General features: G+C 65.5%; 19 protein-coding genes and 1 tRNA gene. 15 read left to right on the plus strand and 5 right to left on the minus strand.

The features are described 5' to 3' along the window. Positions 1 to 54 precede the first annotated feature (54 nt). The 8 genes from ABIB44_RS15390 (at position 55) to ABIB44_RS15425 (ending at position 14,273) form a co-directional block, all read left to right on the plus strand. Positions 55 to 1,647, plus strand: a complete 1,593-nt coding sequence (locus ABIB44_RS15390; RefSeq protein WP_354585541.1) for a glycerol-3-phosphate dehydrogenase/oxidase — start codon at positions 55 to 57, stop codon at positions 1,645 to 1,647. Positions 1,648 to 1,876: 229 nt separating this feature from the next. Then, a complete protein-coding gene (locus ABIB44_RS15395; protein ID WP_354585542.1) occupies positions 1,877 to 3,406 on the plus strand; it encodes an NCS1 family nucleobase:cation symporter-1 in 1,530 nt (509 codons plus the stop codon). A gap of 27 nt (positions 3,407 to 3,433) precedes the next feature. Continuing rightward, positions 3,434 to 3,793 carry a hypothetical protein gene (locus ABIB44_RS15400; protein WP_354585543.1) on the plus strand — a complete coding sequence of 120 codons (360 nt, stop codon included), beginning with the start codon at positions 3,434 to 3,436 and terminating at the stop codon, positions 3,791 to 3,793. 174 nt (positions 3,794 to 3,967) lie between these two features. Then, a complete protein-coding gene (gene uvrA, locus ABIB44_RS15405; protein WP_354585544.1) occupies positions 3,968 to 6,496 on the plus strand; it encodes an excinuclease ABC subunit UvrA in 2,529 nt (842 codons plus the stop codon). Between the two features lie 99 nt (positions 6,497 to 6,595). Then, a complete protein-coding gene (locus ABIB44_RS15410) occupies positions 6,596 to 7,330 on the plus strand; it encodes a hypothetical protein (protein WP_354585545.1) in 735 nt (244 codons plus the stop codon). Positions 7,331 to 7,387: 57 nt separating this feature from the next. After that, complete coding sequence (locus ABIB44_RS15415) at positions 7,388 to 8,038, plus strand: class I SAM-dependent methyltransferase (protein ID WP_354585546.1); 651 nt, start codon at positions 7,388 to 7,390, stop codon at positions 8,036 to 8,038. A 161-nt stretch (positions 8,039 to 8,199) separates the two neighbouring features. Next, positions 8,200 to 11,517 (plus strand): hypothetical protein, encoded by a 3,318-nt coding sequence (locus tag ABIB44_RS15420; RefSeq protein ID WP_354585547.1) that lies wholly within the window; start codon positions 8,200 to 8,202, stop codon positions 11,515 to 11,517. Then, positions 11,499 to 14,273: a carboxypeptidase-like regulatory domain-containing protein gene (locus ABIB44_RS15425; protein ID WP_354585548.1), complete on the plus strand. Its 2,775-nt coding sequence runs from the start codon at positions 11,499 to 11,501 to the stop codon at positions 14,271 to 14,273. The genes ABIB44_RS15420 and ABIB44_RS15425 overlap by 19 nt, the downstream gene beginning before the upstream one ends. A gap of 103 nt (positions 14,274 to 14,376) precedes the next feature. Here the strand turns inward: ABIB44_RS15425 and ABIB44_RS15430 are convergent. Beyond that, a tRNA-Met gene (locus tag ABIB44_RS15430) sits at positions 14,377 to 14,449 on the minus strand. Positions 14,450 to 14,654: 205 nt separating this feature from the next. Here ABIB44_RS15430 and ABIB44_RS15435 point away from each other — a divergent pair. From ABIB44_RS15435 to ABIB44_RS15465, 7 genes are all read left to right on the plus strand, one after another. Continuing rightward, positions 14,655 to 15,074: a hypothetical protein gene (locus ABIB44_RS15435; protein WP_354585549.1), complete on the plus strand. Its 420-nt coding sequence runs from the start codon at positions 14,655 to 14,657 to the stop codon at positions 15,072 to 15,074. 84 nt (positions 15,075 to 15,158) lie between these two features. Next, entirely contained in the window at positions 15,159 to 15,827 is a 669-nt protein-coding gene (locus ABIB44_RS15440; RefSeq protein WP_354585550.1) for an alpha/beta hydrolase, read from the plus strand. Positions 15,828 to 16,027: 200 nt separating this feature from the next. Then, entirely contained in the window at positions 16,028 to 17,284 is a 1,257-nt protein-coding gene (locus ABIB44_RS15445) for a TCR/Tet family MFS transporter (protein WP_354585551.1), read from the plus strand. A 61-nt stretch (positions 17,285 to 17,345) separates the two neighbouring features. After that, positions 17,346 to 17,777 carry a hypothetical protein gene (locus tag ABIB44_RS15450; protein ID WP_354585552.1) on the plus strand — a complete coding sequence of 144 codons (432 nt, stop codon included), beginning with the start codon at positions 17,346 to 17,348 and terminating at the stop codon, positions 17,775 to 17,777. 168 nt (positions 17,778 to 17,945) lie between these two features. Next, the gene (locus tag ABIB44_RS15455; protein ID WP_354585553.1) at positions 17,946 to 18,314 is read left to right on the plus strand and encodes a BlaI/MecI/CopY family transcriptional regulator; all 369 of its coding nucleotides are present in this window, start codon (positions 17,946 to 17,948) and stop codon (positions 18,312 to 18,314) included. 2 nt (positions 18,315 to 18,316) lie between these two features. Continuing rightward, positions 18,317 to 20,074 carry a M56 family metallopeptidase gene (locus tag ABIB44_RS15460; protein ID WP_354585554.1) on the plus strand — a complete coding sequence of 586 codons (1,758 nt, stop codon included), beginning with the start codon at positions 18,317 to 18,319 and terminating at the stop codon, positions 20,072 to 20,074. A 173-nt stretch (positions 20,075 to 20,247) separates the two neighbouring features. After that, on the plus strand, positions 20,248 to 20,610 hold the full coding sequence (locus ABIB44_RS15465; protein WP_354585555.1) for a hypothetical protein: 363 nt from the start codon (positions 20,248 to 20,250) through the stop codon (positions 20,608 to 20,610). Positions 20,611 to 20,711: 101 nt separating this feature from the next. On the opposite strand, the gene ABIB44_RS15470 is transcribed toward ABIB44_RS15465, so the two are convergent. The 4 genes from ABIB44_RS15470 to ABIB44_RS15485 all read right to left on the minus strand — a co-directional run bounded on the left by ABIB44_RS15470 (position 20,712) and on the right by ABIB44_RS15485 (position 25,185). After that, entirely contained in the window at positions 20,712 to 21,782 is a 1,071-nt protein-coding gene (locus tag ABIB44_RS15470; RefSeq protein WP_354585556.1) for a chorismate mutase, read from the minus strand. Positions 21,783 to 21,943: 161 nt separating this feature from the next. Further along, a complete protein-coding gene (locus tag ABIB44_RS15475) occupies positions 21,944 to 22,789 on the minus strand; it encodes a prephenate dehydrogenase (RefSeq protein WP_354585557.1) in 846 nt (281 codons plus the stop codon). A 101-nt stretch (positions 22,790 to 22,890) separates the two neighbouring features. Continuing rightward, positions 22,891 to 24,105, minus strand: a complete 1,215-nt coding sequence (locus ABIB44_RS15480) for a pyridoxal phosphate-dependent aminotransferase (RefSeq protein ID WP_354585558.1) — start codon at positions 24,103 to 24,105, stop codon at positions 22,891 to 22,893. A gap of 174 nt (positions 24,106 to 24,279) precedes the next feature. Further along, entirely contained in the window at positions 24,280 to 25,185 is a 906-nt protein-coding gene (locus tag ABIB44_RS15485) for a prephenate dehydratase (protein ID WP_354585559.1), read from the minus strand. Between the last annotated feature and the right edge of the window lie 465 nt (positions 25,186 to 25,650).

The following is a 25,650-nucleotide window of genomic DNA, read 5'->3' on the forward strand; positions in this document are numbered from 1 at the left end:
GAGCGCAGTCGCAGCATGACGGCGGAGCAGCGTCGTTTAACTCATCCCTTTGCTATGCCCGCTCCCAACCCTTACCGTCGCGAAACCCTGGTGCAGCAGCTCGCTACCGTACCGGAGTGGGACCTCATCGTCATCGGCGGCGGGGCCACGGGGCTGGGGGTGGCCCTCGACGGCGTCAGCCGGGGCTACCGCACGCTGCTGCTGGAACAGGCCGATTTTGCCAAAGGCACCAGCAGTCGCAGCACCAAGCTGGTGCACGGCGGCGTGCGCTACCTCGCCCAGGGCGACATTGGCCTGGTGCGCGAGGCCCTGCACGAGCGCGGCCTGCTGCTGCAAAACGCGCCCCACCTATGCCACAACCAGGCGTTCATCATCCCGAACTACTCGTGGTGGGGCGGCCCCTTCTACACCCTCGGCCTGAAGCTGTACGACCTGCTGGCCGGCCGGCTCAGCCTGGGCGCTTCGGCCCACCTGAGCCGGGCCGAAACCCTGCGCCAGCTGCCCACCCTGCGCCCGGCCGGCCTGCGCGGCGGCGTGCTGTACCACGACGGCCAGTTCGACGATGCCCGCCTGGCCATAAACCTGGCCCAGACCTGCATCGACCACGGCGGCACGGCCCTCAACTACTGCGCGGTGCTGGGCCTGCTGAAGGATGCCCACGGCCGCCTGGCCGGCGTGCGCGCCACCGACCTCGAAACCGGCCAGGGCCACGAGCTGCGGGCCCGGGCCGTGGTGAATGCGACCGGCGTTTTCGTGGACGCCGTGCGCCGGCTCGACGAGCCCAAGGCCCGCCCGCTGGTGCAGCCCAGCCAGGGAGTGCATCTGGTGCTCGACCAGTCGTTTCTGCCCGGCGGGGCAGCCCTCATGGTTCCGCACACCACCGATGGCCGCGTGCTGTTTGCCGTGCCGTGGCTGGGCTGCGTGGTGCTGGGCACCACCGATACCCCCGTACCCGCCGCTACCGCCGAGCCCCGGGCCCAGGAGCAGGAAATCGACTTTCTGCTGCAAACCGCCGCCCAATACCTCACCCGCGCGCCCACCCGCGCCGACGTGCGAAGCATCTTTGTGGGCCTGCGCCCGCTGGCCGCAACGGCCGGTGGCAGCACCAAAACCCAGGAGATTTCGCGACGCCACAAAATCGTGGTTTCAGCCAGCGGCCTGCTCACCATCACCGGCGGCAAATGGACCACCTACCGCCGCATGGGCCAGGACACCCTAGACGAGGCCATTGCCCGGGGCCAGCTGCCGGCCGCCGCCAGCCAAACGGCCCACCTGCCCGTGCACGGTGCTGCCGGACCCACGGCGCTGCCCGGTGCCCCGCCGCATTTTGCCGCTTATGGCCGCGACCAGACAGCCCTGTTCCAGTTGATGGCCGACGTGCCCGCCCTGGCCCAGAAGCTGGACCCGCAGCACGATTTCCGGCACGCCGAAGTAGTGTGGGCGGCCCGCCACGAAATGGCCCGCACCGTGGAAGACGTGCTGGCGCGACGGGTCCGGCTGCTGTTTCTGGATGCGGCGGCGGCCCGGCGCGCAGCGCCCACCGTAGCCGCCCTACTGGCCCGCGAGCTGGGCCATGACCCGGCTTGGGCGGCCCGGCAGGTAGCCGAATTCGGCGAGTTGGCCCGAGGATATCAGCTACGGGGCTAGTCCAGGCTTTACAAGTCCGTTCCTGGTCTTGTTGAACGCAGCAAGGCATCCTATGCGTGCTTCGGCTGGCGCTCCTCTCCTCGGGGGAGGGGCCCGGCCCGCGGGAGTCTCGTGTGACGAACCGCTGAACGAAGCAGTTGCGTTGCAGGGCGCTGTCGCGCTTATTGCCACAGCGTTTTCCTGCCGGCAAGCTGATTATATTAGGCCAGCTTTTTTCACCGACAACCGCATGAAAACCACGCTACCCCTCATCCCGGAGCCTTACGCTCCCGGCCTCACCAGCCCCGACCTGGCTCCCGTGCCGGCGGCCGAGCGCACCTGGGGCATCGGCAACTACGCCGCCCTCTGGATTAGCATGAGCCTGTGCATTCCGACCTACATGCTGGCCAGCTCGCTCATCGAGGGCGGTATGAACTGGTGGCAGGCGCTGCTCACCATCTTCCTGGGCAACAGCATCGTGCTGGTGCCCATGCTGCTGAATGGGCGGGCCGGGGCGCAGTACGGCATCCCGTTCCCGGTGTTTGCGCGGGCCAGCTTTGGGGTGCGCGGGGCCAACGTGCCGGCGCTGCTGCGGGCCATTATTGCCTGCGGCTGGTTCGGCATTCAGACCTGGATTGGGGGTTATGCGCTCTACCAAATGGCCGTGCTGTGGGTGCCGGGGCTGGCCATGCTGCCGGCCGTGTTTCCGGCGAGCTGGGGCCTGGCGACGGGGCCGGCCCTCTTATTCCTGCTGTTTTGGGGGTTGAATATGTACGTGGTGCACAAGGGCGTCGACAGCATCCGGAAGCTATTGGTGTTCAAGGCGTTTTTTCTGCCGCTGGCGGCAGTGGCGCTGTTGTGGTGGGCTATTTCGGCCGGACACGGGCTGGGGCCGATTCTGGCGCAGCCGAGCAAATTCACCAACAGCGCGCAGTTCTGGGCGTTTTTCTTCCCCTCGCTCACGGGCATGGTGGGCTTCTGGGCCACGCTCTCGCTCAATATTCCGGATTTCACGCGCTATGCCACCAGCCAGCGCGCCCAGCAGCTGGGCCAGGCGATTGGGCTGCCTACTTCCATGACCCTGTTCTCGTTCGTGGGCGTGGTCGTGACGTCGGCCACGCTCGTTATCTACGGCAAAACCATCTGGGACCCGGTGGTGCTGGCCGGGCGCTTCGACAGCAAGCTGCTGGTGAGCGCCGCCATGCTGGCCGTGGCCCTGAGCACGCTGGCCACCAACATCGCGGCCAACATCGTGAGCCCGGCCAACGACTTCGCCAACTTCTCACCCGAGCGCATCAGCTTCAAAACCGGCGGCTACATCACCGGCGTCATCGGCCTGCTCATCTTCCCCTGGAAGCTGATTGCCGACCCCTCGGGCTACATTTTTACCTGGCTGGTGGGCTACTCGGGCCTGCTCGGGCCCATCGGCGGCATCCTGATTGTCGACTATTACATCATCCGCCAGCAGCAGCTCGACGTGCCCGACCTCTACCGCTACGAGGGCCGCTACGGCTACCGCAACGGCGTGAACGGGGCCGCCCTGCTGGCGCTGGTCGTCGGCATTGCGCCCAACGTGCCGGGCTTCCTCACGGCCATCGGCGTGTTCGATAAGGGGGCGGTGTGGCCGGCGCTGGTGGGGCTGTATAATTACGCCTGGTTTGTGGGTTTTGGCGTGTCGAGCGTGGTGTACTGGCTGCTGATGCGCGGGCAGGCAACCGCGCCGGCCACGGCCGCAACGGTGGTAGTGGCAGCTACTCCAGCGGCTACTTTCGCGCAGTAATTTTTCTCCTCTCAACTTCCTTTCCCCATGGTTTCGGTCACTCAGCAAGGCGACGACATTCTATTCACGGTGCAGGGCCTGCACAAAGTCTGGGCCTTCAAAAGCTCGCTCACCATTCCGCGCGCCCACATTGCCGGGGCCCGGCAGGACGCCGCCGCGGCCCGCGACCTCCATGGGTTCCGCGCCCTGGGCACTTCGGTGCCGTGGCTCATTAAAGCCGGCACGTTCTACCTGTACGGCGAAGGCGGCTTAAAACCAACGTTTATCGACGTGATGCACCCCGAGCAAACGGTGGTAATCGACCTGCACGACGAGAGCTACCAACAGCTCATTATCGAAGTGGAAGACCCGGCCGCCGTGCTGGCGCTGCTGAACGTATCGGCATAGCGACCAGAACACCAAGCCTCGCCATGCGCTCACCCCTCCTGCGCGAGGGGCAAGACTGCCCACATCGGGCATATGGGGCACATGGATAGTAGCTGCGCAAAAAACGCCGGCTCATTTCGGATGAGGACCGGGCAAATTCGTATGGGCAGGCGGGCATTCACGCCCCTTCTCTGCATGCCAACAACTTCTTCCCCCGATTTCACCGGTTTCGTGCGCGTGCGCGGAGCCCGCGAGCACAACCTCAAAAACGTCGATGTCGACATTCCGCGCGATGCGCTGGTGGTATTCACCGGCGTGTCGGGCTCGGGCAAGAGCAGCCTGGCGTTTGGCACGCTCTACGCCGAGGCCCAGCGCCGCTATTTGGAATCGGTGTCGCCGTATGCGCGGCGGCTGTTTCACCAGATGGCCGTGCCCGAGGTCACGAGTATCGATGGGCTGCCGCCGGCGGTGGCGTTGCAGCAGCAGCGCGGCGCGCCGAGCACCCGCTCGTCGGTGGGCTCGGTCACGACGCTTTCCAACCTGCTGCGGATGCTGTACTCGCGGGCCGGCGACTACCCGGCCGGTCAGGGCATCATCTACGCCGAAGCGTTTTCCCCCAACACGCCCGAGGGGGCCTGCCCCACCTGCCACGGCCTGGGCCGCGTGTACGAGGTGACGGAGCAGACCATGGTGCCCGACCCCACGCTCACCATCCGCGAGCGGGCCATTGCGGCGTGGCCGCAGGCCTGGGGCGGCCAGAACCAGCGCGACATTCTGGTGAGCATGGGCTACGACGTGGACACGCCGTGGCAGGAATTGCCCCAAAAGGACCGCGACTGGATTCTGTTCACCGACGAGCAGCCCGTGCTGCCCGTGTACCCCGGCTACTCGCCCGAGCAGACGCAGCGGGCCATCAAGCGCCGCGAGCAGCCCAACTACATGGGCACTTTCACGGGCGTGAAAAAGCACGTGCTGCACACCTTCGCCACCACTCAAAGCGCGCTGATGAAGAAGCGCGTGGCCCAGTACATGCGGGGTTCCGACTGCCCCACCTGCCACGGCAAGCGCCTGCGCCGCGAGTCGCTGTCGGTGAAATTTGCCGGGCTCGATATCGCCGAGATGTCGCGCCTGCCGCTCAAGCGGCTGGCGGCGCTGTTGCAGCCCTTTGCAGAGGGCAAAGCAGGAAAGCAGAAGCACGATACTGAGCACCCGGAGCAGGCCATCGTGGCCCGGCGCATTGCCGAGGATTTGGCGGCGCGGCTGGTGGTACTGCTTGATTTGGGCCTGGGCTATTTGTCGCTGGAGCGCGGCACGCCCACGCTTTCGCCCGGCGAACTGCAGCGGCTGCGGCTGGCCACCCAGCTTTATTCCAACCTGTTTGGAGTGGTGTACGTGCTCGACGAGCCCAGCGCCGGCCTGCATCCGGCCGATACCGAGGCGCTGCTGAAAGCGCTGGCGGGGCTTCGACGCGCGGGCAATTCCCTGTTCGTGGTAGAGCACGATTTAGACGTAATTCGCCAGGCCGACTGGCTGGTGGACGTGGGCCCCGCCGCCGGTGAGCAGGGCGGCGAAATTCTCTACAGCGGCCCGCCCGAAGGCCTGAAAGCCGTGGCCGCTTCGCAGACGCGCCAGTTTCTCTTCGACACGGCCGCGCTGCCCGACACGCCGCCGCGCACGCCCACCGGCTGGCTGAAGCTGGCCGGCGTGACGCGCAACAACCTCGAAAACCTCGATGTAGCGTTTCCGCTGGGCGTGTTCACGACGGTGACGGGCGTGTCGGGCTCGGGCAAATCCAGCCTCGTGAGCCAGGTGCTGGTGGAACTGGTGGCCGAAAGACTGGGCCAAGCCATTGAGGCCGAAGAAGAGGAAACCGACCCGCTGGCGGCCCCCGCGCCGGCTACGCTCGGCGGCCAGATTACGGCCGGCCTGGAAAACATCAAGCGCCTGGTGCGCGTCGACCAGAAGCCCATTGGCCGCACGCCGCGCTCCAACATGGCCACTTACACCGGCCTGTTCGACCACGTGCGCAAGCTGTTCGCCGCCACGCCCGAGGCCAAAAAGCGCCGCTACGACGCCGGCCGCTTCTCCTTCAACGTGGCCAAAGGCCGTTGCGAGAACTGCTCGGGCGAAGGCTTCGTGATGGTGGAGCTGCTGTTTCTGCCCAGCGTGTACGCGCCCTGCCCTGTCTGCCACGGCGCGCGCTACAACGCCCAAACCCTGGAAGTGCAGTACCAAGGCCGCAACATCGCCGAAGTATTGGGCCTGACCGTGGACGATGCCTGGGAGTTCTTCGCCAACGAGCCGGCCATCTTCCGCGCCCTCACCGTGCTGCGCGAGGTGGGCCTGGGATACCTGCGCCTCGGCCAGCCCGCCACCGAGCTGTCGGGCGGCGAGGCCCAGCGCATTAAGCTCGCCACCGAGCTCCAGCGCATCGGGCGCGGCAATACGCTCTACGTTTTGGATGAGCCCACCACCGGCCTTCACCCCTCGGATATCGAGAAGCTGCTACTGCAACTGGAGGGGCTGGTGGCGGCCGGCAACACGGTCATCGTGGTGGAGCACGACATGCGCGTGGTGGCCGGTTCCGATTGGGTTATCGACATCGGTCCCGGGGCGGGCGAGGACGGCGGCCGCGTGGTGGCGGCCGGCCCGCCGCGCGAAGTAGCCCAAGCGCGGAAAAGCCGCACTGCGCCGTACCTGCGGGCGTTTTTGGCTCCGCAGTAGGCGGGTATTTTCCGGCAATTACACTTATCTTGCCGGTGGTTGCCGGTCCACACGGCATTGCCTCTCCTTTCCAACCATTTTTCCCCAGGCTTTCCAATTATGAGACGTCCTTTTATGTTTCTGGCCGCCGGGCTACTCGCGGTGGCCTGTCAAAAAAAAGACTCCGATATAACGCCCCGCGAAATCGAAGACCCGGACTGGATAAAGCTGGAAATAAAAACCGTTTTTTCGGGCGATGAAGCGTATTCTATTTGGGGCGACATTGATAAAACCTTGTTGGTTTCAACCAAAGCGCACATTTTCTCGACTTCTGACCAAGGCAAAACCTGGCAGGAACGAAAGAATTTCTACGGTGCTACTTATGGCCTGTTGTCGCGCAACGATACAATTTTCGCCCTCAGTAACTACTACATCGATTCCCAGGGCCAAAAGACGGCGTCTTTCGCCGATTATTTCACCACTGACCTCGGCAAAACGTGGTCGTACATTAATGTGGTGCCCCGTGGCTACGAAAAATATCACAATCTCAGCCAGCCTTTTGGCCGGGTAGAAACTGCTGGCGTCACGTACAGTACCCAGGAAAACACCCTGCCCATCGCCAATTCCACGAGCCGTCTGGTAGTGGCATCCGACCTGCTGCGCACAGACGCAGCCAGTCAAACAAAACTGCGCCTGCCCGCCGGCCATTACCTCAAAGGCCTGTACCTCGATGCGCAACAGCGGCTGTACGTAGCCGCCTCCGGCCTCCGCTTCGATACCTCCACCGGTCAGGCCATCAACCCCACGATGGGCCGCCCGGCAGTGGTCTACATCTCGCGCCGGCCGCGACCATAAATTCCGCTGCGCAGCAGTGGCCCCCACCAACCGGGACGGCCTGCGTAGTAACGCCTCATGGACCCCAACAATCCCTTCCCCACCAGCGCCTTCCACCGCCAAGACGAAACGCCCGATGCCGAGTTTTACCACCACCCGCGCTTCGTCACGCATCTCGACGACGCGGCCATTGCGGCCGTAACCCAGCTCTACCGCGACTATTTCAGCCCCAACACCCAGCTACTGGATTTGATGAGCAGTTGGGTGAGCCACCTGCCGCCCGAAATCGCCTACCGCCGGGTGGTGGGCCTGGGCATGAACGCGGCCGAGCTGCGCGCCAATCCGCGCCTCAGCGCCCACGTGGTGCAGGACCTGAACGCGCAGCCCACCCTGCCTTTTCAGGACCAGGAATTTGACGGGGCCGCCATCTGCGTGTCTGTTGATTACCTGACCCAGCCCGTGGCGGTGCTGCGCGAGCTGGCTCGTGTGCTGCAGCCCGGCGCGCCCCTGGTCATCACCTTTTCCAACCGCTGCTTCCCCAGCAAGGCCGTGGCCGCCTGGCACGCCCTCGACGACCGCGGCCACCTGGCCCTGGTGCGCCAATACCTCCTGGCCGCCGGTGGCTGGCAGGCCATCGAGCTGCTCGACCGCAGCCCCGCGCCCGGCCGCTCTGACCCGCTGTTTGCCGTGGTGGGCCGCGCTGCAGGCCCTGCCAAAACTGCCGTGTGAACCCGGCCGGTGCGCAGAAAATCCGTTCGGCGTGGCCCTGTTCGGGTGCGCGCAACGGCATGGTTCTGTCCGGCTAAGTGCCGACCAGAAAGCCGGAGGCTGAAAAAGGGGCGTGTGCATTCTGGGTCTCCCAAGCATCAGGAAGTCAAATCCGACTCCCTATGCGCCCTTTTCTACTTCTTGCCCTGCTCCTTTTCGGCCTGCTCCTCCCCGCCCGCGCCCAGCACCGGGTGGCCGAGGCCCGCCAGCAGAGCTACCTCACCAAAGTATTCCTAATAAGCGAAGCCCAAACCCGCCAACTCTACGAGCACGGCCTGGGCGCGGCGCGGGCCGATTTCTTCACGCTGGTAGTCGATTCCTTCGCCACCGACAAGCCCCTGCGCCAGCCGTTGCCGCCCGGCTACTACCTCGAAGCCCACACCGAAGGCCCGCAGCTGGTGTACGAGCTGCGCGCCGAAACCGACCGCGAAGTGGCCGTCCTCGACAACCAGGTGGACCTCACGCTGGTGGTGCGCGACTCGCTGGGCCGGCCGCTGCCCGATGCGCAGGTGGCGCTGGCCGGCCGGCCCCTGCCCTTCGATGCCGCCACCCAAAGCTACCGCCAGGCCGGCGGCGGCCGGACCGGCCTGGTGGCCGTGACGCAGGCCGGCCGCACCACCTTCCACCCGCTGAACCAGACGTTTCCGGACGGCCGACGGCGTTATCGCCAGCGGACCGGCGGGTCGTGGCTGCGGCGGGCCTACGGGCGCGTGGTGTTCGGCTTTCCGCTAGGCTACCTCACGCGGCCGACGCGGCAGCTGGTGCTCGACCTGCGCCACGCCTCCGAGGTATCGACGGGCCTGGTAGGTTTGCTGCGCTCGGTGTTCAACGAAGACGTGCGCGAAGAGCGCCGGGAGCGCCGCCATCCGGACAATAACACTCATGACTCCGACACCCGGCCCGGCCGCTGGGCCAGCTACGTGGCCACCAGCCAGCCCCGCTACCGCCCCACCGGCGACACCCTGCGCCTGAAAGCCCGCGTGCTCGCCCGCCGAAACGGCCGGCCCTACCGCCAGCCGCTCACCCTGTGGCTGGGCGGCGACTACCAGCACCCCGAGGGCAAGCGCGTGGCCCTGCTGCGCGCCAGCCGCCCCGGCAGCTACCTGTTCGCCCTGCCCCTGACCGATACGCTGGGCCTGCGCGCCGATACCTACGTGGGCTTCCGGCTGAAGGACCGGCGGGGCCAGGTGCGGGCCAGCGGCCAGTTCAAGCTCGAAGACTACGAGCTGAAAAACAGCCACTACGCCCTGCGCGTGGCCGAAAAAACCCAGCACGTGGGCCAGCCCCAGGCCGTGTACGTGCGCGGCACCGATGCCAACGACCTCAACCTGCTCGACGCCCGCGTGCAGCTGAGCCTGACGCCGGCCGGCGCGCCTGGCGCGCTGCCGAGCCGCCAGGTGTTTATTCCCGACACGCTCTGGACCCGCCGCCAGCCCCTCGACGTGCTGGGCGAAACCCGCCTCGACGTGCCCGCCACCGCCCTGCCCGACGTCGATTTCAGCTACCGGGTGCAGGCCACGCTGCTCACCTCCGACAACGAGCGCCGCACCGAAAGTACCGTGGTGCCCCTGCGCCACGACCCCGGCCAGCTGCGCCTGGAGCTGCGCGGCGACTCGGTATATCTCACCTACCAGCACCTCGGGCAGTCGCAGCCGCACGCGGCCACGCTCCACATTTCGACTAACCGCAAGGTGGGCAGCGCCTGGCTGTTTCGGGGGCCGGTGCAGCTGCCGTGCGCGGTACCGGTGCAGGCGCAGGCCGATTATTATGAGCTGCGCGACGACCAGGACCGCGCGGGGAGCCTCGACCTCGATGCCGAAAACGCCGGCCTGAGCCTGCTCTCCAACCGGCCCGCCGACTCGCTGGTGCTGGCCGTGGACAACCCGCGCCGGCTGGCCTTCTGGTACTACGTGTACCAGGGCAACCGCCTGCGCTACCGCGGCTACGGCCCCGCCCTGCGCCTGGCCGTGCCCCAGGCCGGAGCCGCGCCGTGGTACGCCTCGCTGCACTACTGGTGGGGCGGCCAGCTGCGCACCGCCGAATACACCGTGGCCCTGCCCGCCCCGCAGCTGCGCATCGAAACCCGGCAGCCTGCCGTGGCCTACCCGGGCCAGAAAATTAGTCTGGGCTTTGCCGTGACGGATGAGCGCGGCCGCCCCGTGCCCAACGCCGACCTCACGAGCTACGCCTACACCAGCAAGTTCGAGCAGGCCACCGCGCCCGCGCTGCCGGTGCTGCGGCCGGGGCGGCCGGTAGTGGGCCGGCGCTCGCTGCGCCGCTTCGGGCTGGCCTCCGACTTCAGCCACCAGCCCACCCGCCAGCCGTTGGACTGGCCGCGCTGGCGGAATGTGCTGGGCCTCGACTCGCTCACGTTTTACCGCTTTCTGTACCCGGATGATGGGTTTTTCCACGAGTACCGGCCCGCGCCGGGCGGCATCACGCAGGTGGCAGTGTTCGTAGTTGATTCGGGCCGGGTGCAGCCGCCGGTGGCAGTGTACATCGACGGGCAGCCCGGCTACATTCACGAAGTCAACAGCAACGACCCCTACTCCGTGGTGGCCGACAGCGGCCTGCACAACATCAGCGTGCGCACCGCCACCCGCCTCGTGCGCCTCGATGGCGTGTACCTGCGCCCCCTGCACAAGCTCACGCTCAGCATCGACATCAACCACCACCCCTGCCTGGAATTGAGCGTGCAAAAAGTGGAGCCCCAGCTGGCCCCCGACGAGCTACTGGCTTTGCAGCGCACGCTGGTAGTGGTGGACGAAACCGGCCTGAGCGCACCCACCCTGCGGCAGGGCCGGCTGCTGCGGTCGCTCGGGGGCCGGGCGTACGCGGGCCGGCTGGCTGGGCCTTTTCGGCCCGATTCGGTGCTGCTGCGCGACCCGTTGGGGCTGCGGCGCAAGTTTCTGTTCGAGCCGCTTTACAAATATTCCTTCGGGCCGCAGCTGCTCAAGATGCAGTCCTTCGATGTCAACCTGCTGGGCACGCTGGGCGGCACGGCCGGGCCGGGCTGGCTGCCGCTGAAGGGGTTTGCCTACACCGAGGCTGATTTTCGCCGCCAGCCGCAGTGGCTGGGCCCCACCATTCCCGATTACCTCAGCACCGTTTTTGAGGCCCCGCACACCACGCCCGCCGGGCAGGGCCGGCTGGAACTGCGCTTCCCCGCCCGGCCCGCCAACGCCACACCCACCGACCCTGAGCCGCTGGTGCCGCGCTACGTGCGCCTCACCCGCCCCGACCAGCCCAAATTCCTGCGCCTGATGCGCTACTATGGCACGATGACGCTGCACGCCCTGCCCGCCGGCCGCTACCGCGTGGCCGTGCTGCTGGCCGACAGCGCCGCCCTGGCTCCGGCCGAGGACGTCCTCATCCGACCCAACGGCCAGACACCTACTACCAACTGCAACGCGCCGACCGGGTGCCGGCCGGCCCACTGAGCCACCGCCTCAACCAACAGCTGTGGCGGCTGCGCCCCAAGCGCGGCACCCCGATAGAAGGCCTGGAGCAGCGCCGCGTAATACGGGTTGAAACCCCGACCAGCCCACAGCCCGGCTGGCGTACCGTGCGCGGCCAGGTGCTCGATGCCGGCAGCGAGGAAGGCCTGCCCGGCGTAACCGTCCTGCTGAAAGGCACCACCCTGGGCGTGTCGACCAGCGCCGACGGCAGCTTTGTGCTGCAGGTACCGCCCGACGGCTACAGCACGCTGGCTATCAGCAGCATCGGCTACACAACTCGGGAAATTGCGCTGGGCTGGCTGAGCGAGCTCACGGTGAAGCTGACGGTTGACGTAAAGCAGCTGAATGAGGTGGTGGTGACGGGGTTGGGCATCGAGCGCCGAAGCGCTTCTGTCGGCTATTCCGTCTCGTCCATTACGGTCAATTCCCTGCAAGGCAAAGTGGCGGGGTTACAAATTCAGGATGCCTCGCCTGATTCGAAAGCCCGGGTTATGCTGCGGGGCACGCGCTCCAGCACCGGCGACGGCCAAGCCCTGATTATCCTCGATGGCCTGCCTTTCAACGGCCAGTTCACCGACCTCGACCCGGCCATCATTGCCAGCGTCAATACAATAAAAGGAGCCCAGGCCACCAGCCTCTACGGCGCGGCGGCGGCCAACGGCGTACTCATCATCAAGACCAGAAAAGTGGCCCCCGCCGACGGTCCCGGCCAGGACCCGCGCCTGGCCATGCGCCGCCATTTCCGCGACTACGCCTGGTGGCGGCCCCTGCTCCTCACCGATGCCCGCGGCCAGGCCCGCACCGACGTGGTGCTGCCCGACGACGTAACCAGCTGGGACAGCTTCGTGCTGGCCTCCGACGACCACGGCCGCCTGGGCCAGGCCACCGGCCGCCTGCGCGCCTTCAAGCAGCTGCGGGCCGAGCTGGCCACGCCCCGCTTCCTGGTGGCCGGCGACCGCACCCAGCTGCTGGGCAAAAGCCTGAACTACGGCTTCGACACGGCCCGCGTAGCCACCACCTTCCGGGCCGGCGGGCAAGTACTGGGCACTCAGAACCGCCTGGTCAGCTCCGTAGCCGTCGATACGCTCACTTTTACCGCTCCTGCTTCGGCCGTACCCGATTCGGTGACGCTGAGCTTTGCCCTGGCTCAGCCCAACGGCTACCAGGACGGCGAGCAGCGCACCCTGGCCGTGCTGCCGGCCGGCACGCGCGAAACGGTGGGCACCTTCGCCACCCTCGCGGCCGCCGACACCACCGTGCAGCTCGTCATCGACCCGGCTTTGGGCGAGGCCACCGTGCGCCTCGAAAGCGACGCGCTGCCGCTGCTGCTCTCCGAAATCGAGCACCTGCAACGCTACGCCTACCTCTGCAACGAGCAGGCCGCCTCCAAGCTGAAGGCCTTGCTGCTGGAGCGGCGCATCCGGGCCGTGCAGGCTCAGCCCTTCCGGGGCGACCGGGCGGTGAATTTCCTCATTCGCAAGCTGCTCGCGGGCCGCCACCAGCCCGAGGGCCTGTGGGGCACCTGGCCCAATTCGCCGGTGAGTCCCTGGGCCACTTCGCACGTCCTGGAAGCCCTGCTCGATGCCGAAAAAGCCGGCTATACGCTGAAGCTCGACCGCGCCCCGGTGCAGGCGTTTCTGCTGCGCGAGCTCGATGCCCAGCTGAGCGAGGCCGCCACGGTAGCCGCCCTACGCCGCCAGCACCCGGCCTACTACCGCGGCTACTACCAATCGGCCGACGACCTCATCCGCCTCCTTAGCCTGCTGCACCGCTTGGGTGCGCCCACCGACTACCGCACCTACCTCACCCGCTTCGACCGCCTCCAGACCGGCCGCCAGCCCCTCGACCGTTACCTCGCCCTCACGGCCCTGCGCCAGCAGCTGGGCCTGCCCTACCAGCTCGATACGCTGCGCCGCTACCGCCTGCGCACCCAGCTCGGCGGCGTGTTTTATGGCGACACGCTGCACGCCTCCACCTACTACGGCTACCTGCTGCGGGGCCGGGTGGGCTCGACGCTGCTGGCCTACCGGGTGCTGCGCGCCGCGCCCGGCCACGCGGCCGAGCTGGCCCGCCTGCGCATGGGCCTGCTCAACCTGCGCGAGGGCGGCCACTGGACCAGCACCTTCGAAGCTGCCCAGGTGCTCGAAACCATCGGCCCCGACCTGTTCGCCGACGGCAAGCCGGCTACTTTCGCCCGGGCTCAACTCAGCGGCGGCCTTAGCCAAACGGTCAGCGAATTTCCCTTCACGGCCAAAGTAGCCGCTACGGCCGGTTCTATTATACTGCACAAGCAAGGCCTGCTGCCCGTATACGCCACCGCCTACCAAACGCGCTGGAGCCCCGCCCCCGCCCCGGTGGCCGGCGCGTTCACGGTACGCACGGCCCTGGCCGGCCAAACCGGCACCCGTGTAGTGCTGCGCGCCGGCCAGCCCGCTGAGCTGGTGGTGACGGTAGACGTGCGCGCCGAAGCCCGCTACGTGCTGCTCGAAGTGCCCATTCCGGCCGGCTGCTCCTACGGCGAGCCAGCCGCGCCCAACTACCTCGAAACCCACCGTGAGTACCTGCGCCACCAAACCGGTATCTTTCTCGACCAGCTGCCCATCGGCCACCACGAGTTCCGCATCGCGCTCCAGCCCCGCTTCCGGGGCCGCTACACCGTCAACCCGGCCCGGGCCGAGCTGGTGTATTTCCCCACGAAGTTTGGCCGTTCGGCCAGCAAGCAGGCCGAGGTGCGGTAAGGGCAGGTTCGAATATAAGCCGTTCCGCATGGCAGTCGCGAACCGCTCCCAGACCAATTAAAAAAAGAAAAGGCCGTTTGCGCATTGCAAACGGCCTTTTAGGTAGCGGGGACTGGACTCGAACCAGTGACCTTTGGGTTATGAGCCCAACGAGCTACCAACTGCTCCACCCCGCACTGTTTTGGTGCTGCAAAGGTACGCGAAGTTTTTACCGAAACAAGGCCTGGTGTGGCTTTTTTACTTTGCTGAGCCGTTTTTTTTGAACACGCCGACGGCAGCCGGGTTGTTGAAGCCGGTGAACATGACGGCTAACTAGCTTGCACCGGCGGCAACCCAACCGGCCCGCGCTACCTTTATGGTTTCTATTTCAGAGCACTGCGCATGAACCCTGTTCGGGTTGAAGATTTTTTGGAGATTAGCTACCGGGCCGATTTGGACGTGCTGGTAGCCCGCTGGCTCCGGCCGGTTGACTTGCCCGAGTTGCAGGCTGGCTACGAACAAATGCTGGCCGCCGCGCAGGCCGGGGCCGGCCGCCGCTGGCTGATTGATGTGCGCCGCCGCTTCAACACCCACCAGCTGGGCGCGCAATGGATGGTGAGCAGCCTGCTGCCGCGCCTGGAGCCCGCGCTGGGCGGTCGCAGCCGGCTGGCGTACCTGCTGGCTCCGATGTACCTGCGCGACTCGGACGCCGACTCGGCTTTTCCACCTGTTTCGTACTTTGAAGGCAAGCCTTTTATCGGCGACCGGTTTATCGAAGAAAACACGGCCGTCGAATGGCTGCGGGCCGACGGAGCCGGCTAATCTGCCGGTACTGGCGGCGCGAGCGGGTAAGGCTGCGTATAGCATTTTATTCCTGCTAATTTCCGCCCCGCGCCCATTTTGCCTATGCTGCCGCTCCATTTCACCACTTCCCGCACGGCCCGCTACCTTAGCCTCGGCGAGGCCGGCCCAACCATCTCCCACGTGTGGGTATGCCTGCATGGCCATGGCCAGCCGTTGGCTGAGCTAGCGGCCCACCTGCAAAACCTCGATACGCCCGAGCGCCTGCTGCTGCTGCCCGAGGCGCTGAGCCGCTACGACCAGCCCCAGGATGCCAACGCCGACGGCATCATCGACGAGGCCCCGCGCACCGATGCCGCCTGGTTTGCGGCCGAAACCCTGCTGCCCGACCTCACCGACCTGGCTGCTTACCTTGATGCCCTGACGGCCCGCGTGCTGGCTGCCTGCCCGCCCGATACGCCCATGACCGTGCTGGGCTACGGCCACGGCGCGGCGGCCGCCTGCCGCTGGCTGGCCAGCAACGGCCGGCCCTACGACCGCCTGATTCTAGTGGCCCCGGTGTTTCCGCCCGAGATTGACCGGCGCGCTACGCTGGTAGCCCTCCCCGAATACCCCGTGCTGGTGGTGAGCACCACCACCGACACGTACTCGCCCGAGGCCGCCGGCAAGGGCCTGATGCAGGACCTGCTCGACGTGGGCCTGAGTGCCCAGCAGCGCCTCGTGGATGCCACCGGGCCGCTGCCGCTCGCCGCCCTGGCAGGGGGTGAGGCATAAGAGGTGAAGAAGTAGACCATTATGTTGAGCGCCGCGTAGCATCTTGCCCGCAGCAAGTAATCCTGTCGATTGAATTGCGTTGCGCGAGCGAGATGCTTCGCGGCGCTCTGCATAACATTCTTTTCCTCATTCCCCTCCTGCCCTGATTTCTGCGGACCTTTGCGGCCCGGCCACTAGCCGGCGCTTTTTGCCATCCGCTTATGTCCGATAAACGCTCGCCCGCACTGGGCTTTATTTTCATTACCATTCTCATTGATGTGATTGGGTTGGGCATCATCATTCCGGTGGTGCCTAAGCTGATTCAGCAGCTCACGGGCGAGGGGCTGAGCCGGGCGTCGATATACTCGGGCTGGCTCACGTTTGCCTACGCGGCGGCGCAGTTCTGCTTCGCGCCCGTGATGGGCGGGCTCAGCGATAAGCTGGGTCGGCGGCCGGTGCTGCTGGCCGCGCTGCTCGGGCTGGGGCTCGACTACATCTTTCTGAGCTTCGCACCCACGCTGGCCTGGCTGTTTGTGGGCCGGGTGCTGGCGGGCATCACCGGGGCCAGCTTCACCACGGCCACGGCCTACATTGCCGACATCAGCACCCCCGAGAAGCGGGCCCAGAACTTCGGGCTGGTGGGCGTGGCCTTTGGGCTGGGCTTCATCATCGGGCCGGCGGTGGGCGGGCTGCTGGCGCACTTCGGGTCGCGGGTGCCATTTATGGTGGCGGCGGGGCTCAGCCTGTGCAACTTCCTGTACGGGCTGCTGGTACTGCCCGAGTCGCTGCCGCCCACCATGCGCCGGCCCTTCGAGTGGCGCCGGGCCAATCCGGTGGCCTCGCTGCTGCGGCTGGGCCGCTACCCCACGGTGCTGGGGCTGGTGGCGGCGCTGGTGCTCATTTACCTGGCGGGCTCGGCGGTGCAGTCGGTCTGGACGTTCTATACCATGCTCAAATTCAGCTGGACGGAGGGCATGGTGGGGATTTCGCTGGCCGTGGTGGGGCTGTTTTCGGCCCTGGTGCAGGGTGGGCTGGTGCGGGTGGCCATTCCGAAGCTGGGCGCGGCCCGGGCCATCGTCATCGGGCTGCTGTGCTACGCGGTGGGCCTGGTGCTGTTCGCCTTTGCCAGCCGGGGCTGGCTGATGCTAGCTTTTCTGGCCCCCTACTGCCTGGGCGGCATTGCCGGGCCGGCGTTGCAGGGCACCATTTCGGGGCAGGTGCCGGCCAACGAGCAGGGCGAGCTGCAAGGGGCCATTACCAGCCTGGTGAGCGCCACCGGCGTGGTGGGCCCGCTGCTGATGACGGGCCTGTTCGGCTATTTCACGGGCCCGAAAGCCCCGGTGCAATTCCCCGGCGCGCCTTTCCTGATGGGCGCGGTACTGGCCCTGGCCAGCGGGGGGCTGGCGTATTATTCGCTGAAGAAATACCCACCCGCCGACCTGAGCCCGGCGCTAACCGAAGTGCCGGCGGCCCACTAACCGGGCCATGCAGCGGCCGGCAAAATCCCGTGGATGCCCTTTCGTTGCTTACCTTGCCTGTATGGTTTCTGACGCTCCTTCGCCCCTACTCCAACTCGCTTACCGCCCCGACCTCCACGTTCTGGTGGGTCGCTGGGGCTATCAGCCCCAGCCCCACGAGCTGCCGGGCGTGTACCAACAGGTGCAGGAAATGGCCGTGGCGCATGGCTGTCGCTTCTGGCTCCAGGATATTCGCCGCCGCACCCTCAACGACCCCGATACCACCCGCTGGCTGCTCCAGAACTTTTTCCCCAACATGGCCCAACGCCTGGGCGGCCGCCTCTACGTGGCCTACCTGGTGGGGCCAACGCTCCACGAAGCCATCCTGAGCCAGCCCGGCTACGTGTCGGCCGAGTACTACGACGGCCAGCCATTCGCCGTGTCGTTTTTTGGCGATGAGGGCTCGGCTATGCAGTGGCTGCACGCCCACCCGGCCGATGCGCCGGTTGTTTAACCTGCTGCTGCCGGCCCGACACCAAATTTTTTTGTGATTAAAACCCCATTTTCAGCGTGGAAATGGGGTTTTTCATTTTTCAGAGCATTTTTTCTCGGCTTGTCGGGTTATAATTACGAAATGTTCGTAGATTTACGACATCATCGTAATAATAAATAGCTGTCCCTGATGGAACGCCTCACCCAACCCGAAGAAGATGCCCTGCGCGTGCTCTGGCCGCTGCCCGCCGGCGGCTTTGTGAAGGATGTACTCGACGCGCTGACCGCGCCGCCCCCCCCCTACACCACCCTGGCCAGCACCCTGCGCAACCTCGAGCGCAAGGGCTACGTGCGGGCCGAAAAGCTGGGCAACTCCTACCGCTTCGTGCCCGTGGTAACGGCCGACGACTACCAGCGCCGCTCGCTGGGCACGCTGGTGCAGCACCACTTCCAGAACTCCTACAAGGACTTGGTGTCGTTTTTTGCCCAGGAGGAGAAAATAAGCGCAGCCGATTTGCAGGAGATTATCCGGCTTATCGAAAGCAAAAAGCCGGAATAGCCATGGCCGCTTCGACCACGATTCTGCTGTATTTGCTAAAGGCCAACGGGGCGCTGCTGCTGGTAGCGGCGGCCTACTTTGGGCTGCTGCGCCGGCTCACGTTCTTCACCCTGAACCGGGCCTATCTGGTGCTGGCGCTGCTGTTTGCAGCCCTGTATCCGGCCCTGCCGGTACCGGCGCTGCTGCCGGCCGAGGCCACTCCCGCCGTATTTTTTCCTGTGGTGGGAAGCGCGGAGGCACCCATAACAACAACGGTGCTCAGCGCGCCGGCCGTTGACTGGGCCGCCGTGGGAGTGGCCTTGTACGCGGTGGGCGCGGCCGTCGTGCTGGTCCGGCTGCTCCTGCAGCTGCTGGCGCTGGCGCGGCTGCGGTGGCGCTCGCGCCCGGCCCTTGTGCAAGGGCATACGGTGCGGGTGCTGGCGGGCGAAATCAGCCCGTTCTCCTTCGGGCGCAGCATCTACCTCAACCCCGACCAACACCCCGGCCCCGAGCTGGCCGCCGTGCTGCGCCACGAGCGGGTGCATGTGCGCCAGTGGCACACGCTGGACGTGCTGCTGGCCCAGCTGGCGCTGGCTGCCGCCTGGTGCAACCCCGCCGCCTGGCTGCTGCGCCGCGCCTTGCTCGAAAACCTCGAATTTCTGGCCGACGCGGCCGTGCTCGAAGCCGGCCTCGACCGGCGCGCCTACCAGTACAGCCTGCTGCGCCTGAGCCACGCGCCGGCCGGCCCCTCCCTCGTCTCCCATTTCACCTTTCCAACCCTCAAAAACCGCGTTGTCATGATGAATACGCCGCTTTCTTCATCTGGGCAGCTGGCCCGCTATTTTGTGGCCGGGCCACTGGTACTGGCCGTCGCCCTGGGCATTTCGGGGGCACGGGCGCAGAGCGGCGGGCCAATGGGGCCGGCGGCGGCGGCCGCAACCCCGGCAGCTTCGGCCAATAACTTGGTGCCTACCGCCAAAGCCCCCGCAATACCCACCGCAACTGCCTCGGCCGTGGGCCCGGCCACTCCCCAGCTGCCGGATGGAATTCAGGCGTACATCGCCAAAACCTACCCGGGCAGCAGCATTAGCAGCTATTTCGTGGCCGACCACGCCTCGGGCAAAGCGCCGCACGTGCAGTACTACGCCAGCGTTACGACCCGCAACGGCGAGAAACGCAAGCTCTACTTCAATAGCGCTGAGCAGCCGGTAGCCGGGCCCAACCTGGTGGCACCCGCGCCCGCCGCAATGGCTGCTGAGCCCACCCCGCGCGCGTCCAGCCTTGGCAACAGCTACTACCACTACGGCCGACCCACTCCCGTGGTGTACCTCGATGGCCAGCGCTATTCGGGTGACATTAATGATATCGGGCCTGAGAATATCGCCAATATTAGCATGTTCAAGGGTGAGGAGGCCCGCCGGCGGTTCGGGACCGGAGCAAACGAAGCAGTCGTTGTGGTGACGACCAGCGCCAAACAAAACGATGCCGACGTACGCGCTTTTAACGAGCGGGTGGGCGCGGGCGTAGAGAAGCCCACCGCGCCCACCGCCACCCCGGCCCCGGCGGTTGCCAGCGGGCCCTACCTGGCGGCCCCGGCGCTGGCCTACATCACGCAGCACTACCCGGGGGCCCGGCTGTTGGGCGTAGCGGCCGTGCCCGCCCCCGACGGCGGCCCCACCCGCTACCAGGCCCAGATTGTGCTGGGCCGCCGGCCGGGCTACCTCCTGTTTGATGCGGCCGGGCAGTTCATTTCAGACTCGTACAGCAGCTCCGTAAAATAGCGCAGCTTACATTTTCCGGCCCACAGGCTCCGGGAGAAAGATTGGTTGGAGGCGGCGCGGGTCTGTCTCCCGAGCCGCCGTGTGCCTTTGCCAAATCCTGCCAGCCTCTTTTTGATTTATCTCCATCACTTCCTTTTGCATTTCCATTTCCAACCCTCAAAAACCTCATTGGCATGTCAAAAATCCACATTAATTCCGCAGCCCACCTGCTCGTGCTGAGCCTGACCCTGGGCTTGGCGGCCACGCCAAACCCGGCCGCCGCCACTTCAGTGGCCCCGCTCGCTACTTCGGTATCGCCTCCGGTATATTACCTCGACGGGGTGCGCACCGACAAGGCGACCGTGGACAAGCTCAGCCCCAAAACTATTGCCTACATGAACGTGCTGGACGAAAAAGCGGCGCAGCAAGTGTTTGGGGCCGAAAGCGGCAAAGTAATGCTTGTCGTCACGAAGCAGGGCCAGAACTCCGCCGCCGTGCTGGCCCTGAACGAGCGAGTTGCCAAAGTAGCTCCCCTGTCCCCGGCCGCGCACCGCTAGGCAAAGTCCCCGACCCTGTAGCATAAAAAAACACCCATTGCAGTACGCAATGGGTGTTTTTTTATGTACTCAAAGTATAAAATCGGCACAAAACCGAGTTACTATCCTTCCATCACCTTATTCTGGCGGTTGATGGATTCCAAATGTACCGCTGCCAGGTACTGTTCCACAAATTCCTGGGTGAGGCCAACGGAGGAGCCCTGGCGCTGGGCGCGCTCCAGCACCTCATTCCAGCGGTTGGTTTGGAGGATGGTGATGTCATTGTCGCGCTTGTACTGGCCGATTTTCTCGGCCACGGCCATGCGGCGGCCCAGCAGCTGCATCATCTCGGCGTCGAGCTGGTTGATTTGCTCGCGCAGGCCGGTCAGGGCCGAGAGGAACTCCTGCGCGTTGGTGGTTTCGTGGCGCCACACCAGGTTTTCGATGAGGTCGCCCAGCACCTCGGGCGTGATTTGCTGCTTGGCGTCGCTCCAGGCGTTGTCGGGGTCGATGTGGCTTTCAATCATGTTGCCCTCGAAACCCAGGTTGAGAGCCTGCTGGGCCACGCCGGCCAGCGTATCGCGGCGGCCACAAATGTGGCTGGGGTCGCAGAGGAGGGGCAGCTCGGGCATGCGGCGCTTCATCTCGATGGGCAGGTGCCACATCGGCGCATTGCGGAAATCGGTGTTGCCGTAGCTCGAAAAGCCCCGGTGAATGAGGCCCACCTGCTTCAAACCGGCCTTTTGCAGGCGCTCCACGGCCCCTACCCACAGCTCCAGCTCGGGGTGAATGGGGTTTTTGACGAGCACCGGCACATCCACGCCGCGCAGCACGTTGGCAATTTCCTGCACCGAAAACGGGTTCCCGGTGGTGCGCGCTCCCACCCACAGAATATCCACGCCGAAGGCCAGGCAGTCCTCGACGTGCTTGGCGGTGGCTACTTCCACGGCCACGGGCAGGCCGGTAAGCTCGCTGGCTTTCTTGAGCCAGGGCAGCCCTTTGGTGCCGATGCCCTCGAAGCCGCCGGGCTTGGTGCGGGGTTTCCAGATGCCGGCTCGCAGGGCCTGCACCTTGCCGGTAGCGGCCAGGCGCTGGCAGGTCTCGAGCACCTGCTCCTCGGTTTCGGCCGAACACGGCCCGGAAATGAGGTAGGGCTTGTCGTCGGGCTGGCGGTTGAATAGGGCGGATTTCATGGTATTGGTTGGGGTTTTTTAGTTAATTTTTGGTTGCTATTGATTTCGTCTGTCATCCTGAGCCTGCGAAGGACCTTATCACGCCTGGGCCGATTGAATTACTGCTAATTGTTCAGCAGTGACAAGGTCCTTCGCAAGCTCAGGATGACAGCCGGTACCATTCACGGCAAAATCTTGCGAATGTGGTTGGCCTGCCGAATCTGCTCGGTCAGCCCATCGTAGTCTTCACTGGCCAGCAGCCCGCGCAGCACTTGCAGCTGGTGCAGATGCTCGTCGAGCACGTCGAGCACGTTCAGCCGGTTCTGGCGGAAAATGGGCACCCAGGTCGCCGGCGCGCTTTTGGCCAGCCGCACCGTCGATTCAAAACCGCCGCTGGCCAAATCGAAGATGCGCTGCTCCTCCTTTTCCTTTTCCAGCACCGTGAGGGCCAGGGCAAACGAGGTGATGTGCGAGATGTGCGACACATAGGCCGTGTGCACGTCGTGGTCGGCCCCGTTAAGATACAGCAGCCGCATGGGCAGCGCCTGAAATAACTGCTCCACTTGCTGCAGGGCATCGGCGTCGCTGCGCTCGGTGTCGCAAAGCACCACCGTCTTCCCGTCAAACAAGCCCGACAAGGCGGCTTCCGGCCCCGAATGCTCGGTACCAGCCATGGGGTGCGCCGCCACGAAGCGTCCCCGGCGCGGGTGCCCGGCTACGGCCGCCAGCAACGCCTGCTTGGTTGAGCCCACGTCGATAACCACCTGCCGAGCCGTCACGAGGTCGAGTACCGGCGGCAGCACGGCCACCATCGCATCCACGGGCACGGCCACGACGATGAGGTCGGCCCGGCGCACGGCGGCCGCCAGGTCGGTTTCAATTTCATCGACCAGGCCCAGCTCCAAAGCGCGGCGGGCGTGGTCCGGGCTGTTTTCCACGCCGATGAGGTGCTGCGCCAGGCCGTGCTGCCGCAGGCTCAGCGCCAGCGAGCCGCCGATAAGGCCCAGGCCGATGATGGTGACGGTCATGGTGAAGGATTGCGTTTTTTTTGGGTTGAGGATTGAATTATTGCCCGTCATGCTGAGCAGCGCAGCCGAAGCAGCTTTACCGCAGTGGTAAACCGGATTACTTACGCGGTAGAGATGCTTCGGCTGCGCTCAGCATGACGTTCCTTTTTCACGTCCTGCCACTCCCGCACCCGCGCCAGCGCCTCGCGCAGCAGCGCTTCTGGCTGGCACAGGCTGGCCCGGATGTAGCCAAGCCCATTGCTACCGAAAATGCCGCCCGGCGTGAGAAACACCCGCGCCTCGGCCAGCACGGCGTCGCTCAAGGCGAAGCCGTCGGCGACGCCGGCCGGCACCGCTGCCCAGATAAACAAGCCGACCTGGCCCGGGGCGGGCGTGCAGCCCAGGGCTTGCAGCAGCTCCAGCACCAGCGCGCGGCGGGCGCGGTAGGTGGCGTTTAGGTCGGCGAACCAGTCGTCGCCCAGCGCAAGGGCGGCCACGGCGGCCTGCTGCACCGGCAGGAACATGCCCGAATCCATGTTGCTTTTGAAGCGCAGGACGTTGGCGATAATATCGGCGCGGCCGGCCAGCAGGCCCACGCGCCAGCCCGCCAGGTTATGCGACTTGCTGAGCGAATTCAGCTCGACGGCTACTTCGCGGGCCCCGGGCACGGCCAGCAGGCTCACGGGCGGGGTTTCGTTCAGGATGAAGCCGTAGGGGTTGTCGTGCACCAGCAGGATGTCGTGCGCTGTGGCAAATTCTACTAATTCGGTGAGGAAGGACAAACCAACGGCCGTGCCGGTGGGCATGTGCGGGTAGTTCACCAGCATCAGCTTCACCCGCGAGAGGTCAGTAGCGGCCAGCGCGTCGAGGTCGGGCAGCCAGCCGTTGGCTTCGGTCAGGTCGTACTCGCGCACTTCAGCCCCACATATTTCGGCCACGGCCCGGTAAGTCGGGTAGCCGGGGTTGGGAATGAGCACGGCGTCGCCAGCTTCCAGATACGTCATGCCAATGTGCATCAGCCCCTCTTTCGAGCCCAGCAGCGGCAGAATTTCGGTGGCTGGGTCCAGCAACACGCCGTAGTGCCGCTGGTAGAACTCGGCCATGGCCCCGCGCAACGCCGGCGTACCCTGGTAACCCTGGTAGCCGTGGGCGTTGGGCTGCGCCGCCGACTGCGAAAGGGCGGCAATCACGCTGGCATGCGGCGGCAAATCGGGGCTGCCGATGCCCAGGCTGATGATGTTGGCCCCGGCCGCGTTCAGGACGGCCAGCTCGCGCAGCTTGCGCGAGAAGTAGTATTCGCCGGTGTGGGCTAAGCGGCTGGCAATGGAAATGTTCATGGGGCGGCGTTTTCGTCTGTCATTGCGAGTGGAGCGCAGCGAAACGCGGCAATCCTTTCTCTCGATGCGACTAGTTTTCTATTGTGATAAGCTCTCTTCTTAAAATGAGCCATGTCTTGGGATAGAGATTAACTTAGTAAATCAGATTTTATCACTTCATCAGGCTGGTCGCATTTACAGGACGGATTGCCGCGCTCCACTCTGTTTTGCTCGCCACAACAGGTCTGCCTCAACGCCCTCGCCCATCGCCTCGGCCATGCTGCCGCGCCGGTAGGTGCCCAGCACCCGCAGCTCGTCGGTCACCGGGGCCAAATTCAGCAATAGCGCTTCCAGCTGCGCCAGCGCCGCAAACTCCACGTCGGCGTGGAAACCGTAGTGCCAGGGTTGCCCCGGCCGGGGTCCTGACTGCAGCTTGCTCAGGTTGAGGCCGTGGCCGGCTACGCGGGCCAGCACGGTAGCCAGGCTGCCGGGCGCGTGCGGCGCGCAGAAGTAGAGCGAGGCCTTGTCGGCCAGCGGGTCGGGCTGCACCTCGGCGGCGCGCTCCAGCACCAGGAAGCGGGTGTAGTTGTGCGGGTCATCGTGGATGGCGTGGGCCAGGATTTGCAGGCCAAACTGCTCGGCGGCCTGCGCGCCGGCCACCACGGCCACGCCGGGGGTGCGCTGCTCGGCCAGCAGCTGGGCGCTGTGGCCGGTGTCCGCGGTTTCCACCAGCTTCCAGTGCGGGTGGCGGTCGAGGAACTCGCCGCACTGGCGCAGGGCCATGGGGTGCGAGTGCACGGCCCGCACATCAGCCAGCGTGGTGCCGGGTAGGGCCAGCAGGTGCTGATGAATGGGCAGGTACACCTCGCCGGTTACCTGCACCGGGTGGCGTTCCAGCAGCAGGTAGTTGGGCAGGATGCTGCCGGCCAGCGAGTTTTCCATGGCCATCAGGCCGGCCTGGGCCGTGCCGTTCACCACGTGCGCCACCACCGCGCCGAAGGTGGCGCAGGGCAGCAATTCCGGCTGCGCCCCAAAGAAGCGGCGGGCCGCTACTTCGTGGAAACTCCCCTGGAAACCTTGGATGGAAACGTGGCTGGGCATGGCTTGTTGGTGCTTGGTGCTTGGTGCTTGGCTGTATTTCTTCCTAATTTCTTATTCCCTTCAAATCAGTCAATAAAAAAGGGCCTCCGCGGTGCGGGGCCCTGGGTTGTTGGCGAGCGTGTGGTGGTTAACACGGGCAACACAGGGCCGGCTACTTCGGATAGAAGCAGTAATAGCAGTAGGTAAAAAAGACGTGGTGCAGCGTGGGCATCTGAGTTGAAACGGGCATTAAAAAAGCGCCTCCCGAAGAACGAGCGGCGCTGGAGAAGTTTGCGGGTTAGCTACAAACGGCGGCTCGTTCTACGCGGCGGCGTAGAAGTAATAAAAGCCAAAGTAGTAACGCGTCTGGAGCATGGTGCGGGGGGTTTGCATCTGCAAGGTAAGGGAGGATTCGGAAAAAGCAAATTTTACGGGGCTTTGGCTGGTGCTCATCCGGAACGTCATGCTGCGCTGCGCACTGCATGA

Origin of the sequence: Hymenobacter sp. UYCo722 (genome assembly GCF_040547115.1) — a bacterium.
Taxonomy (GTDB): Bacteria; Bacteroidota; Bacteroidia; order Cytophagales; family Hymenobacteraceae; genus Hymenobacter.

Coding starts and splice junctions, on each gene's coding strand:
- ABIB44_RS15465 (WP_354585555.1), top strand. CDS start 20,248: ATGTCAAAAATCCACATTAATTCCGCAGCCCACCTGCTCGTGCTGAGC.
- uvrA (WP_354585544.1), top strand. CDS start 3,968: ATGCCAACAACTTCTTCCCCCGATTTCACCGGTTTCGTGCGCGTGCGC.
- ABIB44_RS15410 (WP_354585545.1), top strand. CDS start 6,596: ATGAGACGTCCTTTTATGTTTCTGGCCGCCGGGCTACTCGCGGTGGCC.
- ABIB44_RS15445 (WP_354585551.1), top strand. CDS start 16,028: ATGTCCGATAAACGCTCGCCCGCACTGGGCTTTATTTTCATTACCATT.
- ABIB44_RS15450 (WP_354585552.1), top strand. CDS start 17,346: ATGGTTTCTGACGCTCCTTCGCCCCTACTCCAACTCGCTTACCGCCCC.
- ABIB44_RS15475 (WP_354585557.1), bottom strand. CDS start 22,789: ATGACCGTCACCATCATCGGCCTGGGCCTTATCGGCGGCTCGCTGGCG.
- ABIB44_RS15435 (WP_354585549.1), top strand. CDS start 14,655: ATGAACCCTGTTCGGGTTGAAGATTTTTTGGAGATTAGCTACCGGGCC.
- ABIB44_RS15470 (WP_354585556.1), bottom strand. CDS start 21,782: ATGAAATCCGCCCTATTCAACCGCCAGCCCGACGACAAGCCCTACCTC.
- ABIB44_RS15480 (WP_354585558.1), bottom strand. CDS start 24,105: ATGAACATTTCCATTGCCAGCCGCTTAGCCCACACCGGCGAATACTAC.
- ABIB44_RS15455 (WP_354585553.1), top strand. CDS start 17,946: ATGGAACGCCTCACCCAACCCGAAGAAGATGCCCTGCGCGTGCTCTGG.
- ABIB44_RS15420 (WP_354585547.1), top strand. CDS start 8,200: ATGCGCCCTTTTCTACTTCTTGCCCTGCTCCTTTTCGGCCTGCTCCTC.
- ABIB44_RS15415 (WP_354585546.1), top strand. CDS start 7,388: ATGGACCCCAACAATCCCTTCCCCACCAGCGCCTTCCACCGCCAAGAC.
- ABIB44_RS15400 (WP_354585543.1), top strand. CDS start 3,434: ATGGTTTCGGTCACTCAGCAAGGCGACGACATTCTATTCACGGTGCAG.
- ABIB44_RS15460 (WP_354585554.1), top strand. CDS start 18,317: ATGGCCGCTTCGACCACGATTCTGCTGTATTTGCTAAAGGCCAACGGG.
- ABIB44_RS15390 (WP_354585541.1), top strand. CDS start 55: ATGCCCGCTCCCAACCCTTACCGTCGCGAAACCCTGGTGCAGCAGCTC.
- ABIB44_RS15485 (WP_354585559.1), bottom strand. CDS start 25,185: ATGCCCAGCCACGTTTCCATCCAAGGTTTCCAGGGGAGTTTCCACGAA.
- ABIB44_RS15440 (WP_354585550.1), top strand. CDS start 15,159: ATGCTGCCGCTCCATTTCACCACTTCCCGCACGGCCCGCTACCTTAGC.
- ABIB44_RS15395 (WP_354585542.1), top strand. CDS start 1,877: ATGAAAACCACGCTACCCCTCATCCCGGAGCCTTACGCTCCCGGCCTC.